The following is a 17101-nucleotide window of genomic DNA, read 5'->3' on the forward strand; positions in this document are numbered from 1 at the left end:
AATGAAAAAAATAGTAATCAATGGTAACCGTCCTTTAACAGGAGAAGTTTGTATCAGTGGAGCTAAGAATAGTGCAGTGGCTTTAATCCCAGCAGCTATTTTGGCAGATTCTCCAGTAACTTTAGATGGAGTTCCTGATATCCAAGATGTTCATTCTTTAATTGAAATTTTAGAAATTATGGGAGCGAAAACAAGCTTTAAAGATAATACTTTAGTTATCGATCCAACAGAAGTTGTTTCTGTACCGATGCCGAAAGGTAAAATCAATAGTCTCCGTGCGTCTTATTATTTTATGGGTTCTTTATTAGGCAAATTTGGAGAAGGTGTTGTAGGGTTACCGGGTGGCTGTTATTTAGGTCCTCGTCCGATTGACTTGCACATCAAAGGTTTTGAAGCATTGGGTGCTAAAGTTACGAATGAACATGGTGCAATGTATTTACGAACTGAAGATCGTTTACAAGGTACGAGAATATTTATGGATATGGTTTCAATTGGAGCAACAATCAATGTGATGTTAGCCGCAGTTAAAGCTGAAGGCAAAACAATCATTGAAAATGCTGCCCGTGAACCGGAAATTATTGATGTTGCCACTTTACTTAACAATATGGGAGCAAACATTCGTGGTGCCGGTACTGATATTATCAGAATTGAAGGCGTGGAAAGTTTACATGGCTGTCGTCATTCAATTATTCCTGATCGAATTGAAGCAGGGACATATCTAGCTTTAGCTGCTGCTGTTGGCGAGGGCATAAAAGTTCGTAATGTTATCTATGAGCATTTGGAAAGTTTCATTGCTAAGTTACAAGAAATGGGCGTGAAGATGACGATTGAAGAGGATACCATCGAAGTCCATCCATCTCATGACTTAAAAATGACCACTGTTAAAACATATCCTTACCCTGGTTTTGCAACCGATCTTCAACAACCGATCACACCATTATTGTTAAAAGCTAAAGGTACCGGTGAAGTAATCGATAGTATTTATACTCAACGGACAAAACACATTCCTGAGTTAGTTCGTATGGGGGCGGATGCCTCAATTGAAGGAAATATGATTGTGATTAATGGTCCAGCGAAATTACATGGTGCCGAAGTTGTTGCTTCCGATCTTAGAGCAGGTGCTTGTTTAGTGACAGCAGGTTTAATGGCGGAAGGCACAACTACGATTTACAATGTGGAATACATTTTACGCGGATATGACCATATTATTGAAAAATTAACAGCGCTTGGCGCAGATATCCAAATGATCGAAACGGAAGAAGAAATCGAGGTGGCTAAATGAGTGACTATCTAACGATGGCAGAACTTGAAAATAGTACATTAAAAGATATTTACGCTTATGCAAAAGAATTTAAGATTCCCTATTATAGTCAAATGAACAAAAAAGAACTTTCTTTAGCTGTTATTAGAGCTCAAGCAGAAAAGCAAGGGTTCTTCTTTATGGAAGGTGTCTTGGATATTGTTTCTCAAGATGGCTATGGTTTTTTACGCCCGATCAATTATGGACCAAGTGCTGAAGATATCTACATCTCATCTTCTCAAATTCGTCGTTTTGGCTTACGAAATGGAGATAAAGTTGCTGGAAAAGCTCGTCCTCCAAAAGAGTCGGAACGTTATTATGGTTTAATGCATGTTGAAAGTGTGAATGGCAAAGATCCGGAAGAAGCAAAAGAACGTCCACATTTTCCTGCATTAACACCCTTGTACCCCGAAAAACAAATCAAATTAGAAACAACTCCCGGTAGAGTCTCAACCCGTATGATTGACATTTTTTCACCTGTAGGTTTTGGGCAACGTGGTTTAATTGTAGCCCCGCCAAAAGCTGGTAAAACTAGTGTCCTTAAAGAAATCGCTAACGGAATTACTGAAAACTATCCAGATGTAGAACTGATTTTACTTCTGATTGATGAGCGCCCTGAAGAAGTAACTGATTTGGAGCGTAGTGTGAAAGGTGATGTGGTTTCTTCAACTTTTGACCAACAGCCTCAAAATCATACGCGTGTTTCTGAATTAGTTTTAGAACGTGCTATGCGTTTAGTAGAAGATAAGCGTGATGTCGTTATTTTGATGGATAGTATTACTCGTTTAGCTCGTGCCTATAACTTAGTTGTACCACCAAGTGGACGGACATTGAGCGGTGGGATTGATCCTGCGGCATTTTATAAACCAAAACGGTTCTTTGGTGCTGCTAGAAATATTGAAGAAGGCGGTAGTTTAACAATTTTAGCTACAGCTTTAGTAGATACAGGCAGCCGGATGGATGATGTGATTTATGAAGAATTCAAAGGAACTGGAAACATGGAACTGCACTTATCACGTGATTTGGCAGAACGTCGAATTTTCCCAGCAATTGATATTAAAAAATCTGGTACTCGTAAAGAAGAATTGTTAATGTCATCAGAAAAACTTGAGGAAATTTGGAAGCTGCGTAACCATATGGTCGGTGATTCTTTAGAATATACTGAGCAGCTAGTTAAGTTTTTACGTAAGACAAAAAGCAATGAAAAATTCTTCGAAGAGTTCCATGATGTTTCTTTCGGCAGACAAGCCAAAAGAAATGTAAAAAGATAATTGCATCGTTAAACAAATCATGCTATTATAGTACTGTTGTATACCGACAAAATAACTCTGATGCAGCAAATGGATCAGGGCAAAGGAGCGAAAAGACTATGAAACAAGATATCCATCCAGAATATCACCCAGTCGTATTTATGGACTCAACAACTGGTTTTAAATTCTTATCAGGTTCTACTAAGCACTCTGAAGAAACAGTTGAATGGGAAGACGGAAATACTTACCCAGTAATCCGTGTCGAAGTTACATCTGACTCTCATCCATTTTACACTGGACGTCAAAAATTCACACAAGCAGACGGACGTGTGGACCGTTTCAACAAAAAATACGGTCTCAAAGACGAAAACGCTGCAGAATAATAAAAACTTTATTAAAACAGAGTTTATCAGAATTTCTCATTTGGTGGGAAATTCTGTTTTTTTATTTTATACCTAAATGTACATCATGTCTAAGTGCATGTTGACAGATTTATTGTAAAATCAAACAAAAGTAAGTAAAATTCAAAACAAAAGAGGAAAATACAATAAAAGATGGTAAAATAGTTGTGATCCATACAAGGATAAAAATTGAATTGAATTAGAAAGGATGAAGGTTGTGAAGATAAGTCAACGAAAATTTGGAGAATCAGCTATTTTGTATTCGCTTACGAATGATTTAGGCACCACAATGAATGTTACTGATTTAGGAGCTAGAATTGTAGATTTGATTGTGCCTATTAATGGAGAGCAGAGAAATATTATTTTGGGGTTTGATTCTGCAGAAGAATATTTAGAAAAAGATATGTATTTTGGAGCAACGATTGGTCGTGTTGCTGGCCGAATTAAAAAGGGCTTGTTTACAATCGAAGATCAAAACTATTCACTACCAGTTGATCGTGAAAATGGCAATATTTTACATGGCGGACCTAACAGTTTTGAAGCAAAAATTTGGTCAGCAAAAACTGAAGAATCAGATGACAAAGTCTCAGTCGTTTTTTCTTATATCAGCCCAGATGGGGAAAATGGTTTTCCAGGGGAATTGGAAGCGGTTGTAACTTATTCTCTAACAAATAAAAATGAATGGATTATCGATTATCAAGCAGTTGCTGACCAACCAACGTTATATAATCCAACGAATCATGTTTATTTCAATTTGACCGGAGATATGTCTCAATCAGTCGGAACCCATGAATTATTTGTTGATGCAGATCGTTTTGCTGTAGTTGGCAATGATACTACTACCACTGGTGAGTTACGCGCAGTCTTAAATACACCATTCGACTTTAATCAGGCAAGTAAGCTGGATCAGGTATTTTCTGCATCATATGAACAAAACAAACTGGTTAACGGTTTAGATCATCCATTTATTCTTAATCAGACAGGTTTTGAAACTCCACAAGCAATTATTACGGCTCCAACCAAAGATCTTTCTGTTGAGATGTATACTGATCGACCAGCTGTAGTGATATTTACGGCGCAATTTGGCGAAGCTGGACCAGAAGTTCGCGGTCAAAAACTGGTTAATCATGGTGGACTGACGTTAGAAACACAGGTTAGCCCAGGGGCTGTGGAATTTGAAGGTTTTGGCGATATCGTATTATCTCCTGAAACAACATTTAATAGTCGGACAATATTTAAAATTAACAATTAATTTTGAGGAGCTGGTTAAAAGATGGAAAAACTGTTAGGAAGTATTGAGGCAGGCGGTACAAAATTTGTTTGCGGTGTTGGTACAGACGACCTCGAAATTATTGAAAGAGTTAGTTTTCCAACGACAACTCCTGATGAAACAATGGCATTAGTTATTGATTTCTTTAAAAAATATAAGCTGAAGGCAATTGGAATTGGTTCATTTGGACCGATTGATATCTATCCAACTTCACCAACATATGGTCACATTACTTCAACACCTAAATTAGCATGGCAAAATTATGATTTTGTCGGTGAAATGAAAAAGCATTTTGACATACCGATTGCTTGGACAACAGATGTTAATGCAGCTGCATATGGAGAATATGTCGCAGGCAGCGCTGAGGATTTAAATAGCTGTGTGTATTATACAATTGGAACAGGCGTAGGAGCAGGTGCTATTCAAGCAGATCATTTTATTGAAGGATTTAGCCATCCTGAAATGGGACATATGGTTATTAGACGGCATTCGGAAGATACGTTTGAGGGCAATTGTCCATTTCATAGCGATTGTTTAGAAGGTTTGGCTGCAGGACCTGCGCTAGAAAAAAGAACAGGTGAAAAAGGACAAAATCTTTCAGAAGAAGATTCGGTCTGGGATTTGGAAGCTTATTACATTGCACAGGCAGCTTATAATACAACGTTGATGCTTGCTCCTGATGTAATAATTTTTGGTGGCGGGGTTATGAAACAGCGTCATATGTTGGCAAAAGTTCATCAAGAGTTTGAAAAATTGGTGAATGGCTATGTGAAAACACCGCCGTTAGAAGAATACATCGTGACTCCAACTCTTGAAGATGATCCGGGAACGATTGGCTGCTTGGCTTTGGCAAAAAAAGCAATTAAATAATGAAACTAAAATAGTGACTGGAACATAGCTCTCTGAGTTCTATCTACGTCAGCGAAAATCCGAATAAACGATGTGGAAAAGTCAGACTTTTGTCACATCGTTTATTCGGATGTAGTGTGGGGAGCAAAACGGATCTTTAGTTTTGTTCCCCACACTTTTTAGTTAATTTAACTATAATAAGTTTTTACTTTGATATCTTGTTCATAATTACCAAAAGCTTTACCAAATAAGGTACAGCCACCAACATTTTCTGCATCTTTTTTTACTTCAATCCTTAATTGCCAAATATCTGATTGAGCATCAATATCTGTTAACTTCACTGAAGAAAGTGCTTCACCTTCAATGTAAGTTCCATGATTCATAATCCGAATGGTTTTTAATAAGCCGTATTGATTAACATTATCAGGATACCATTTTGGTGTGAGTTTTCCTCGAATATCCGCGAAGTCTCCAGGACTTGTCCAAGTACCCAACTCAATTCCGTTTAACGAAAAAGTAATATCTGACGGCCAATTGTCATTTGAAAAAGGAAATTCAGACGATATTTCCATGGAGATCTCCAACATTTCCAGTGACTGATCTGAGTTGAGAAAATTAGGTGTTTGATATTCAACAAAACCTTCAGTGAACCATAAAATTTGCGCATCCATTCGACTAGGGTCCATAAAATATTTGGGTTCATCTACTTTACCGATAAAATGAGACTCGGTGGCTAAACCGCATGTCGGCTCCACAGAATAATTAGTATAATGACCGACTGGAATAGATGTTTCCAATGTGTCAAAAGCATTAAAAATCTTTTCTGGAAAATGAATTTCAATATTATCTACTCGCAAACTAGAGATCTTTTGTTGTCCAATTTTTTCTGTTTTAATGATATTGGCATCTTCTAATTTTTTTATATGCATTGTTATAATAGCACTACTTAATCCAAGTTCAGTTGCTATCTCTTTAACATTCATTTTTTGTTTAGCTAAGAGTTTAATAATGTTGATTCGAACTGCGCTAGCTAAAGCTTCGTAAACTGGAAGGGCTTCTTCCGAAATCTCGAGTTGCATAGTGTACACCGCCGTTTCGTATTCTTTAAATCATGTTAACATATTTATTAATATTAGTAAACGATGAAAGGTTCTAATGTGTTTGAGTAATGTTTTTATTAATTTGTTTTAGGTTTTTCGAGTTTTTAATTAATATATATATTGTTGACAGCGGTTTCTTTATCGATTATTATTTGTTTGTAAATAAAGATGGAGGTGCTTTTATGGAAAGCATGTTAACGATTTCTAAAGAGTTTCAAATTTCCGAAGTTGATCCCCGCATTTATGGTTCTTTTATAGAGCATATGGGACGAGCAGTTTATGAAGGAATCTATCAACCAGGTCATCCGAGTGCAAATAAGGATGGGTTTCGTCAAGATGTTATCGAACTTGTTAAAGAATTAAACATTCCACTAATCCGTTATCCAGGCGGAAATTTTTTGTCAGGATACAATTGGGAAGACGGTGTTGGTCCCAAAGAAAAACGCCCAAAACGTCTAGATTTAGCATGGCGTTCAATCGAAACAAATGAAGTTGGATTACATGAATTTTCTAAATGGATTAATTTAGTTGGTTCTGAGATTAATATGGCGGTTAATTTAGGTACACGCGGAATTGATGAAGCAAGAAATCTCGTGGAGTATTGTAATTTTGAAGGCGGCACTTATTGGAGTGAACAAAGAAAACAAAATGGTCATGAGCAACCTTTTGGTATTAAGACTTGGTGTTTAGGCAATGAAATGGATGGACCGTGGCAAATTGGACATAAAACGGCAGAGGAATATGGTCGTCTTGCAGAAGAAGCCGGGAAAGTTATGAAATTAGTTGATGATTCAATTGAGCTTGTTTTATGTGGTAGTTCGCACAGCCATATGCCGACTTTTGGCGATTGGGAGTTGACAGTTTTAGAACAAGCTTATGAACAAATCGATTATCTATCCTTACATCAATATTATGGAAATCCTGAAGATGATTTGGAAAACTATTTAGCTCGCTCACTTGATATGGATGAATTTATTAATGGTGTCGTAGCGATTTGTGATTCTGTTAAGGCAAAAAAACATAGTAAAAAACAAATCAATTTATCTTTTGATGAGTGGAACATTTGGTATCATTCGAATGAACACGATGAGCAAGTTGAACCGTGGCAAGTAGCTCCGCCTTTGTTAGAAGATCATTATAATTTTGAGGATGCCTTATTATTAGGCTGTTTATTGATTACGTTATTAAAACATTCAGATCGTGTGAAAATTGCATGTTTAGCTCAATTGGTTAATGTTATTGCGCCGATTATGACGGAAAAAGACGGACCAGCATGGCGTCAAACAATTTTTTATCCTTTTATGCAAGTCTCTAATTTTGGTAGAGGAGTAGTTTTGACACCCATTACTCACTCACCAACGTATGAAACAAAAGATTTTGAAGCTGTTCCCTATGTTGAAACGATTGCGGTCCTGAATGAGGAACAAAATGAATTAGTAATTTTTGCCGTTAATCGTTCAAAAGACGCGATGGATTTTTCGGTTAATACAACTGACTTTAAGATCAAGAGAGTTATAGAATACAGCGAAATGACTGGTTTTGATAAAAAAGCAACTAATCTAGCGAATCAAGAACAAGTAAAACCAAAATTTTCAGATCATTATTCATTAAATGAAAAGAATTTAGTTGTCCAACTTGAACCACTATCTTGGAATATGATTCGCTGTGAATTATAGATAATTATATCTTGGCTAAAGTGAAGGTGAATAAAATGGAAATTATTTTAGCAACAGATAAATCTGGAATTAAAATTAGTAAATATATTTACGGTCAGTTTGCAGAACACTTAGGGCGTTGTATCTATGAAGGGCTTTGGGTGGGTGAAGATTCATCAATTCCAAATAATAAAGGGATTAGAAGTGACGTCGTTGAGGCACTAAAAGCAATAAATGTACCTGTTTTACGCTGGCCTGGGGGCTGTTTTGCAGATGAATATCATTGGAAAGATGGTATTGGGACCAAAGAAAAGCGGAAAAAGATGGTGAATACGCATTGGGGAGGCGTGACAGAAAGTAATTATTTTGGTACACATGAATTTTTTGAGCTGATCGATCAGCTAGGATGTGAAGCCTATATCAATGGAAATGTTGGCAGCGGCACTGTTCAAGAAATGCAAGAATGGGTTGAATATATGACGATGCCTGGTATCTCACCGATGTCAAATTTAAGAAGAGAGAATCAACAGGATCAGCCTTGGAAAGTCCCGTTTTTTGGTGTGGGCAATGAAAGTTGGGGCTGCGGTGGAAATATGCGTCCAGAGTATTATGCTGATCTATACCGTCGTTATCAAACCTATGTAAGACAATACGGAGCGGAAAAAATCTATAAAATCGCTTGTGGTCCAAATGTTGATGATTATCATTGGATGGAAGAAGTCATGAAATCAGCTGGATCGTTTATGGACGGTATTAGTTTGCACCATTATGCATTGACTGGCGCATGGGAAGATAAGGGAAAGGCATTGAATTTTCCAGAACAAGAATGGTGGTCATTGATTGCAAGTGCTCAAAAAATGGATGAACTAATTACGAATCACAGTGCTATTATGGATAAATATGATCCCGAAAAACGAGTTGGACTTATCGTTGATGAATGGGGATCGTGGCTTGCCGTTGAACCAGGCACTAACCCGGAATTTTTGTATCAACAAAACACGATTCGAGATGCAATGGTTGCTGCAATAACGTTAAATATTTTCCATAAACATGCTGAACGAGTTAAAATGGCGAATATTGCTCAAACGGTTAATGTATTACAAGCAATGCTATTAACTGAAGGAAATGAAATGGTCAAAACGCCAACTTATCACGTATTTGATCTATATAAAAATCATCAGGATAGCGAATTGATTGTAAGTTTTACTGAAAAATCTGAAACTATATCGTATACGGTATCCCAAAAAGAAACCCAAATAACAATTTCTATCTGTAATTTTTCCTTAACAAAAACTGAGTCCATCTCGTTTGCTCAAACGGCTAAAATCAAGCTTATTAGTGCGAGGTCGATAAACGGCGATCAGAAGGATGCACATAATGACTTTAGTCATCCAAATACAATTAGTATTCAGAATTTCGATCAAGTTCTAATCAAGGAAACGACTGTGATAGCGGATGTGTCACCAATGTCAGTGACAACGATTATTGTGGAAGTTATTTAAATGGTTTGCATTGGCTGTGAAAAGAAAAAAATTTTGACTGAGGCAGAAGTTAAACAATTAATTCAGGAGCAGTTGACATTGGAGCGAAATTTAGCTGAGGAAAAAGTGAAAGTTGCTAGAATGAGAAAATGTAAAAGCTGTATTTTTCGAGCTCAGCATACTTGTATTAAATGTGGCTGCTTTTATGAATTTCGTGCGAGTTTAGCTGATAAGAAATGTCCAATTAATAGTTGGAATGAATAATAAGACTGAGAAATTCAACCAAGGCGGATGAGTTTCTCAGTCTTTTGTTTAACGGTAATACATTTTTACTTTAATATCTTGATCGTGATTGCCGAAACCTTTACCAAAAAGTGTACAGCCACCCATATGCTCAGCATCTTCTTTAACTTCTATTTTCAGCTTCCAAGTATCAGTTTCACTTTTTATATCTGAAATTTTAATGTCTGATAAGATATTACTATCGACATTCGTGCCATGATTTGTAATACGAATGGTTTTAAGTAAGCCGTATTGATTTAAGTGATCTTCCCACCAGTCAGGAGTGAATTTTCCCCTAGTATCATAAAAATCACCAGGGCTCGTCCAAGTCCCAAGTTCTACATCATTAAGTGTAAAGGTGATATCTGAAGGCCACTCATTGTTAGCAAAAGGAAATTCAGAAGAGATTTCAAAAGAAATTTCCAACATCTCCAAAGTATCATCTGGTTGAAGGAAATTGGTGATTTGATATTCGACAAAACCTTCAGTAAACCACAAAATCTCAGCATTCATTCTTTCTGGTGCCATAAAATATTTTGGTTCATCAAAGATTCCGATTCGATTTGTCGTTGATGCGAGCCCACAGGTAGGCTTAACTCTATAATTTGTGTACAGGCCAACTGGAATGGATGTTTCATATGTATCGAAAGCATGGAAAATTTTTTCAGGGAAACTAATCTCAATATTATCGACTTTTAAACTTGAGATTTTTTGTTGACCTACTCGCTCTGTTTTAATCAGATGAGCTTCTTCTAGTTTATTAATATGCATTGTTACAATGGCACTGCTCAAATTTAGCTCTTTAGCTAGTTCTTTATTATTCATTTTTCTTTCTGAAAGTAGACGAATAATATGCAGCCTCACTGAGCTTGCTAATGCTTCGTAAGTTAGTAAAGATTCATCTGAAATATCTAATTGCATTTGGCACCATCCGTTCATGTTTTTGTTTATTGTAATAGTAACATCACCTTGACTAATTGTAAATGTTTAACATTTGTATTAATTGATTAAAAAAATAATTGAAAAGATTTATGTATTTATTATTGACAGCGCTTGCAATTAAGTATATTATTTGTATGTAAATGAAATGAAGGAGGGAGCATTTATAGTTTAAGTACTGGATTTAGAGAATGCACAACTACTAAATTAACTAGGGAGAGAAAAAGATGAGCGCATGGAAGAAAATTTTAGGAACTTCACTTGTATTAGCTAGTAGTCTGTTATTGTTAAGTGCTTGTGGCGGCGGTGAGAAAAAAGCAGCGGATTCAGATGGTGAAAAAACTAAGTTAACTTTTTGGAATGGTTTTACAGCATCTGATGGTGAAATTTTGCAAGAGATTGTAAACGATTTCAATAAAGAGAATGATAAAGGCATAACAATCGAAATGGATGTAATGACTTGGGCGAACTTAAATGAAAAACTTCCACCAGCGATTTCATCCAAAACAGGTCCTGATTTTATGCTCTTAAATTACGGTGACTTTGCTCAGTATGTTAAAAATGGAGCGGTTCAATCACTAGATGATTTTTGGGACTTTGATGGTGTAGACAAATCAGATTTCACAAAAACAGCAGTCGAGCTTGGAATTGTTGATGAAAAACAATACTACATTCCAATGCAGGTTCAAGGAATGTACACTTATTGGAATAAAGATTTATTCAAAGCTGCTGGTCTGGATGAAAATAATCCGCCTAGAACTTGGGATGAGTTAACTGAAATGGCACCGAAATTGACGGATGCATCTAAAAATGTTTCAGGTTTTGTTTTCAATAAAGATGGTACCGCGCCTCTTTACAACTGGATTTTAGCGAATGGCGGAAAACTAGTGAATGATGATTATACTAAGTCAGAATTTGCTTCTACGCAAACATTGGAAGTATTGAAAAAAATCCAAACGATGATCCATACCGATAAGACAGGTCCTGAATCAATTTCTGGTGCTGAAATGGATAATTTAATGAACGCTGGACAACTAGCTATCGAGCTAAACGGTCCATGGTTAAATAATGGCTTGAAGAAAAATGAAATCAATTACGGTGTAACAACTATTCCTCAATTAGTTGCGGGAAAAAATGAACATGCGATTTTAGATGGTGTTGGTTTTGGTATTCCAGCTAGTACAGATGATTCCAAAAAAGATGCAATTTATGAATTTATTAAATATTGGAATACAACAGAAATCGGTAAAAAATGGAGTATCGAAAACGGCTTCCCTCCATACTTGAAATCAGTTAGTGAAGATGCCGAAGTGAAAGCAGATCCAATTGTTTCTGAACTTGGTAAACAAATTGAATTCGCTGAACCATTTTTACCAGGTTTTGATAAACTACCTTCAATCAACAATGACATTATGAATCCATTAATTGAAAAATTATTAGCAGGCGATGATCCAGAAAAATTAATGAACGATGCGGATAAAGCGATCAATGACATGCTAGCCAATTAGTACACTGACGATTAGTGAAACACACTTGTTGAGCTTTGATAACGAGTGTGTTTCCACTAATATCCTGATTACATAATTGAAAAGGGAGGGGAAACGATGAAAAATTATATGACATCGCTTTCGAATTATTGGAATAAACCAAGCAGAGCTGGTTACATTTTTCTAGCACCATCTATTTTGGTGTTACTATTTTTTACAGTGATTCCTTTGGTTGGCACATTTGCACTTAGTTTTTTCAATATTAATATCTTTTTTACAAACACTACCTTTAATGGGATTGACAATTTTTTACGCGTATTTCAAGATGAACGAGCAATTAATTCATTGATTCACACCTTGTATTTTACCTTACTTGAAACTCCTACACAGATCATCGTTGGTTTGTTATTTGCAGTCTTATTATCTAAAAACACGATGTTCAATCGCTTTTGCCGTTCTACATTTTATATTCCCGTTATTTGTTCTTTAACATCTATCGCTATTATATTTTCTATGTTATTAGATCCAAATATCGGAGCTATTCCTTATGTCCTTTCTCAACTAGGTATGCCTATTCCACAATTTTTTAGAGATCCTACACTTGCGATGCCAACGGTTGCCCTAATGACTGTTTGGAAAAATTTTGGTGTCACAATGACTATTCTCTTGACGAGTATTCAAGGTATTTCTCCTTCATTATACGAATCAGCTGAAATGGATGGAGCGACTAAAAAAGAGCAATTTTTTAATATTACCTTACCGCAAATTGTCCCTTCTTTAGGTTTTTGTATTTTGACAAATCTTATCGGATCGATGCAAGTCTTTGACCAAGTTTATGTTGCAACAGGCGGTGGACCACAATTTAAAACAGAAACAGCCGTTCAATATATCTACAGCCGAGGTTTCTCAGCACCTTATGAGCTTGGTTACGCATCAGCATTATCTTCCGTACTGTTTGTACTAGTTGCGGTACTTGCTGTTTCAGCGAATCTTTACATGACTAGAAAAGAACGCCAAATGAAATAGGAGATGATAAAAAATGAAAGAACTTGCTCAAAGCAGCTCTGTGATTGACAGAAGTCCTGTGAAAAAGAATGGACGAACATTGAAAAAGAAAAATCAAACATCAATTTTTACGAAAATCGCTATGACGATAGTTTTGATAATTATTGCTTTTCCATTTATTTGGCTGATAATATCTTCATTTAAATATGAAAAAGATATTATTTCATTTCCGCCTAGAATTTTTGCTGACAGTTATACTTTTGAAAATTATCTTAAAGTTTGGTCAACAATTCCGTTATTAGATTACATTAAAAATACGGTGATTTTTGCAGGTGGTGTTGTAGTAACTTCAGTATTCTTTGATTCATTAGCTGGTTATGCATTTGCCCGCATGAATTTTAAAGGAAAATCTGTTTTATTTTATTTTGTACTACTGACAATGATGATTCCATTTCAAGTGTTTATGATCCCATTATTTATTCAAATCAACAAATTGGGATTATTAGATACGTATGCGGGATTAATTATTCCTAAAATGACAAGTGCGTTTGGGATCTTCATGATGCGATCGTTTTTCGTAACTTTACCGAAGGATTTAGAAGAAGCTGCACGTGTTGATGGATTGAATGAATTTAAAATTTTTCTAAAAATTATGTTGCCGCTAAGTAAACCAACAATGCTGTCATTGGCTATTTTTACATTAATGAATAGTTGGAATGACTTGCTTTATCCATTGATTTTAACAAGTAGTTCTAAAATGAGAACGTTACCAGCCGGATTAGCTTTATTTACTGGACAAAATATTTCTTTTTACGGACCAGTAATGGCAGGAACGGTAATCTCAATGCTGCCGCTTTTAATTATCTATATGTTTGCTCAAAAATATTTTGTTCAAAGTACAGCAATGTCTGGGATGAAAGAATAGGTGATGGAAAATGAAATTAATCAATAGTCGTTTCTATTCGGCACTGATGATAATTACAGATTATCTACTATTAGGTTTGGTTTGGTTGATTTGCGCATTTCCAATTGTAACGATCTATGGCGCCACAGTTTCACTCATGTATGTTATTGACCAATGGCATGAAGGTGAGTCAGGTAATATCTTGCGGTTGTTTTTCCGTAAATTTAAGGAAAGTTTTTTCGTTAAATTGTTGATTTCATTTGGCTTTCTAATAAGTATCAGTGTAATTTATGTTGATTTTACTATTTTATCAAACCTGATTTCAGACGATCAAAAAATAATAACTATCTTAATTGTGACACTGTTAGTCTTACTGATGCTTTTTATTAATTTAGCTTTCATTGATAGCCAAACAAAAAAGGTGAAATTCACTAATCTATTTAAAGCTGCAGTTATCAGCTTTTTTACGAATTTTTTACCCAATTTATTAGGGATTCTATTGATTATTTTGAACAGTTTTTTAATTTTCTTATTACCTATTACCGTATTTTTTACACCGATTATTACGGCTGTTGCCTTGTATAAATTAAATAATAGAAAAGACATAATAATACAAGAAAACTAGTTTTAAGGAGGTAGCGCATGGCTACATCGATAGAAATTAATCATCAATTTAAAGTCGGAGAGATAAGTCCAAGATTATTTGGCTCGTTTATTGAACATATGGGAAGTGTGGTTTATACCGGAATTTATGAACCGGAACATCCTGAAGCTGATGAAAATGGATTTCGGCAAGATGTTTTAAACAAAATCAAAGCACTGAATCTTGGAATTATTCGTTATCCGGGTGGAAATTTTACTTCTGGTTATAATTGGCTGGATACAATTGGTCCAAAGGAAAAACGAAAAACGACATTGGAACTAGCTTGGCGCGGGATTGAACCAAACTCTTTTGGTTTAAATGAATTTTTTTCATGGCTTAAATTGATTGGAGCAGAAGCAATGATGACGATTAATTTAGGAACTAAAGGAATTGATGATGCTAGAAATATCGTTGAATATTGTAATTTTCCTGCAGGTACTTATTGGAGTGAACTTCGTAAAGCACACGGGGTTGAAAAACCGTATAACGTCAAAGTTTGGTGCTTAGGTAATGAATTAGACGGACCTTGGCAAATTGGCAGGAAAACAGCTTACGATTATGGGCGTTTAGCAAATGAAGCGTCAAAAGTGATGAAATTAGTAGATTCCTCAATAGAAACGGTGCTCGTTGGCAGCTCAACACCTAAATTAGCTTCTTATCCTGAATGGGATCGTGTTAGTTTGGAACAAGCATATGATACAGTTGATTATTTGGCTTTGCATAATTATATTGATCGTTGCCAAGATGAAGATTTGAGCAAGAAAATGCCGAGAGAGCCAGATGATACACCAACATTTTTAGCTCGTTCACTAGAATTTGATCGGCAAATCGAAACAGTAATTGCTACTTGTGATTATGTAAAAGCGCTAGTTCGCAGTGAAAAAACAATGTATTTAGCATTTGATGAATGGAATGTTCACAATTTTCCTGAAAAAGAGCACAAAGATTTTGAAATTGGCAGTCCAGTCGACTGGTGTCACTTTTCGATGGAAGATACGTTGTTATTCGCTTCAATGGGACTCGCGATTTTAAGAAGAGTTGACCGAATCAAAATTACGTGTCAATCATTATTAGTTAATACAATTCCTTTGATTTTAACTGATCCCAATGGTGCCTCATGGTGCAATCCGACTTATTATGTAATGAAAGACTTGAGTAATTTAGCTAAAGGTGAAGTACTGCAAAGTGTGATAAAAGGACCAACCTATGACACGAATATTTATAAAAATGTATCTTTTGTTGATGCAGTTGTTGTTGATTCTGGAAAAGAATTGGTTTGCTTTATTGTTAATCGTTCAAATAAAGAAGAAACAATTACACTAAATACAGATTTTACACTAAGTGGAAATTATCAACATTCAGAATTAGCCAGCACTAATTTAACAGATAAAAATACTAGAGAAAATCCAACACTTATTCAGCCAAAAGAAATAAAAAATCAGGTCAGTATTAGTGGTAGTAAAATACATATCACTATCGCACCGTATTCTTGGAACACCATTCGTGTTGGAAAATAAAGGAGTCAAAAACAATGACAGGAAAAAATTCGTCAGCAAATTATAAAAATCCGATTGTTTTGGAAAGAGCTGATCCGTGGGTCTATAAACATACTGATGGTTACTATTATTTTACTGGTTCAGTACCAGGCTATAAAACGATTGAGTTACGTCGCTCAAAACACTTAGATGAATTAGAAGAAGCTGAAAGAGTAACGGTTTGGCAAGCACCTGATTCTGGCATTATGAGTCAGTTAATTTGGGCACCTGAAATTCATTTTGTACGGGGAAGCTGGTACATTTATTTTGCAGCAAGTGATAGCGAAACCATTCGGGATAAAACGCATCATCATCGCATGTTTGTGATTAAAAATGAAAATGCAGATCCGATGAATTCAAATTGGGAAGAAAAAGGTCAAATTAAAACCCAGTTTGACAGCTTTAGCTTAGATGGAACAATGTTTGAACATCGTGAACGACTCTACTATGTATGGGCACAGCAAGATCCGGTGATTCCTGGAAATTCTAATTTATACATTTCAGAAATGGAAAATCCTTGGACCTTGAAAGGGAAACAAACTCTGTTGTCGATCCCGGAATATGATTGGGAAAAAATCGGCTTTTCAGTTAACGAGGGAGCAGCAGCATTGATCCGAAATGGAAAAATTTTTATCACATATTCTGGAAGCGCGACAGATGAAAATTATGCAATGGGTTTATTGTGGGCGGATGAAAGTAGCGATTTATTAAATGGATTTTCTTGGCATAAAGGCTCAGATCCAGTTTTTAAAAGTTCTGAGCGGAATCAACAATTTGGACCAGGACATAATTCGTTTACTGTAAGTGAAGATAATCAACAAGATATATTGGTTTATCATGCTAGACCTGAACCTAATCACAAGGGTGATCCATTGAATAATCCCAATCGTCATGCTAGAGCGCAAGTTTTTGGCTGGGATGAAGCTGGTTTTCCAATATTTGGTGAGCCAGTTGCTTAGATAAAGAGGAGAAATTGGATATTTTATGAATGGTGATAGGA

General features: G+C 35.8%; 16 protein-coding genes. 14 read left to right on the top strand and 2 right to left on the bottom strand.

Features of this window, described 5'->3' with window-relative positions; translation table 11 throughout:
• Window position 1: 1 nt before the first annotated feature.
• The 5 genes from C240_RS00610 (at window position 2) to scrK (ending at window position 5091) form a co-directional block, all read left to right on the top strand.
• Complete coding sequence (locus C240_RS00610; RefSeq protein WP_271489283.1) at window positions 2-1282, top strand: UDP-N-acetylglucosamine 1-carboxyvinyltransferase; 1281 nt, start codon at window positions 2-4, stop codon at window positions 1280-1282.
• The gene (gene rho / locus C240_RS00615; RefSeq protein WP_271489286.1) at window positions 1279-2571 is read left to right on the top strand and encodes a transcription termination factor Rho; all 1293 of its coding nucleotides are present in this window, start codon (window positions 1279-1281) and stop codon (window positions 2569-2571) included. The genes C240_RS00610 and rho overlap by 4 nt, the downstream gene beginning before the upstream one ends.
• Before the next feature lie 98 nt (window positions 2572-2669).
• Window positions 2670-2933: a type B 50S ribosomal protein L31 gene (locus C240_RS00620; protein WP_087641402.1), complete on the top strand. Its 264-nt coding sequence runs from the start codon at window positions 2670-2672 to the stop codon at window positions 2931-2933.
• Window positions 2934-3159: 226 nt separating this feature from the next.
• The gene (locus C240_RS00625; RefSeq protein WP_271489297.1) at window positions 3160-4203 is read left to right on the top strand and encodes an aldose epimerase family protein; all 1044 of its coding nucleotides are present in this window, start codon (window positions 3160-3162) and stop codon (window positions 4201-4203) included.
• A 21-nt stretch (window positions 4204-4224) separates the two neighbouring features.
• Window positions 4225-5091 carry a fructokinase ScrK gene (gene scrK, locus C240_RS00630; RefSeq protein ID WP_271489300.1) on the top strand — a complete coding sequence of 289 codons (867 nt, stop codon included), beginning with the start codon at window positions 4225-4227 and terminating at the stop codon, window positions 5089-5091.
• Between the two features lie 167 nt (window positions 5092-5258).
• Here scrK and C240_RS00635 read toward each other — a convergent pair whose 3' ends face one another.
• A complete protein-coding gene (locus tag C240_RS00635) occupies window positions 5259-6149 on the bottom strand; it encodes an ArsR/SmtB family transcription factor (protein ID WP_271489304.1) in 891 nt (296 codons plus the stop codon).
• Between the two features lie 203 nt (window positions 6150-6352).
• On the opposite strand from C240_RS00635, the gene arfA reads away from it, so the two are divergent.
• From arfA to C240_RS16345, 3 genes are read left to right on the top strand one after another with little or no spacing between them, the layout of a single operon-like run.
• Entirely contained in the window at window positions 6353-7846 is a 1494-nt protein-coding gene (arfA, locus tag C240_RS00640; RefSeq protein ID WP_271489307.1) for an arabinosylfuranosidase ArfA, read from the top strand.
• A gap of 35 nt (window positions 7847-7881) precedes the next feature.
• Window positions 7882-9327 (top strand): alpha-N-arabinofuranosidase, encoded by a 1446-nt coding sequence (locus C240_RS00645; protein ID WP_271489310.1) that lies wholly within the window; start codon window positions 7882-7884, stop codon window positions 9325-9327.
• Window positions 9328-9570: a DUF6171 family protein gene (locus tag C240_RS16345; protein ID WP_442896563.1), complete on the top strand. Its 243-nt coding sequence runs from the start codon at window positions 9328-9330 to the stop codon at window positions 9568-9570.
• A 48-nt stretch (window positions 9571-9618) separates the two neighbouring features.
• On the opposite strand, the gene C240_RS00650 is transcribed toward C240_RS16345, so the two are convergent.
• Entirely contained in the window at window positions 9619-10509 is an 891-nt protein-coding gene (locus C240_RS00650) for an ArsR/SmtB family transcription factor (protein WP_271489313.1), read from the bottom strand.
• Between the two features lie 245 nt (window positions 10510-10754).
• On the opposite strand from C240_RS00650, the gene C240_RS00655 reads away from it, so the two are divergent.
• From C240_RS00655 to C240_RS00680, 6 genes are all read left to right on the top strand, one after another.
• A complete protein-coding gene (locus tag C240_RS00655; protein WP_271489316.1) occupies window positions 10755-12035 on the top strand; it encodes an ABC transporter substrate-binding protein in 1281 nt (426 codons plus the stop codon).
• A 96-nt stretch (window positions 12036-12131) separates the two neighbouring features.
• On the top strand, window positions 12132-13040 hold the full coding sequence (locus C240_RS00660; RefSeq protein WP_271489318.1) for a carbohydrate ABC transporter permease: 909 nt from the start codon (window positions 12132-12134) through the stop codon (window positions 13038-13040).
• Window positions 13041-13053: 13 nt separating this feature from the next.
• The gene (locus C240_RS00665) at window positions 13054-13944 is read left to right on the top strand and encodes a carbohydrate ABC transporter permease (RefSeq protein ID WP_442896564.1); all 891 of its coding nucleotides are present in this window, start codon (window positions 13054-13056) and stop codon (window positions 13942-13944) included.
• A gap of 10 nt (window positions 13945-13954) precedes the next feature.
• Entirely contained in the window at window positions 13955-14548 is a 594-nt protein-coding gene (locus C240_RS00670; protein WP_271489321.1) for a YesL family protein, read from the top strand.
• A gap of 17 nt (window positions 14549-14565) precedes the next feature.
• Window positions 14566-16083, top strand: a complete 1518-nt coding sequence (locus C240_RS00675) for an alpha-N-arabinofuranosidase (RefSeq protein ID WP_271489323.1) — start codon at window positions 14566-14568, stop codon at window positions 16081-16083.
• A gap of 14 nt (window positions 16084-16097) precedes the next feature.
• Window positions 16098-17060 carry a glycoside hydrolase family 43 protein gene (locus C240_RS00680; protein ID WP_271489325.1) on the top strand — a complete coding sequence of 321 codons (963 nt, stop codon included), beginning with the start codon at window positions 16098-16100 and terminating at the stop codon, window positions 17058-17060.
• Window positions 17061-17101: the final 41 nt, after the last annotated feature.

The organism is Enterococcus sp. 5H (assembly GCF_028128615.1).
Taxonomy (GTDB): domain Bacteria; phylum Bacillota; class Bacilli; order Lactobacillales; family Enterococcaceae; genus Enterococcus_L.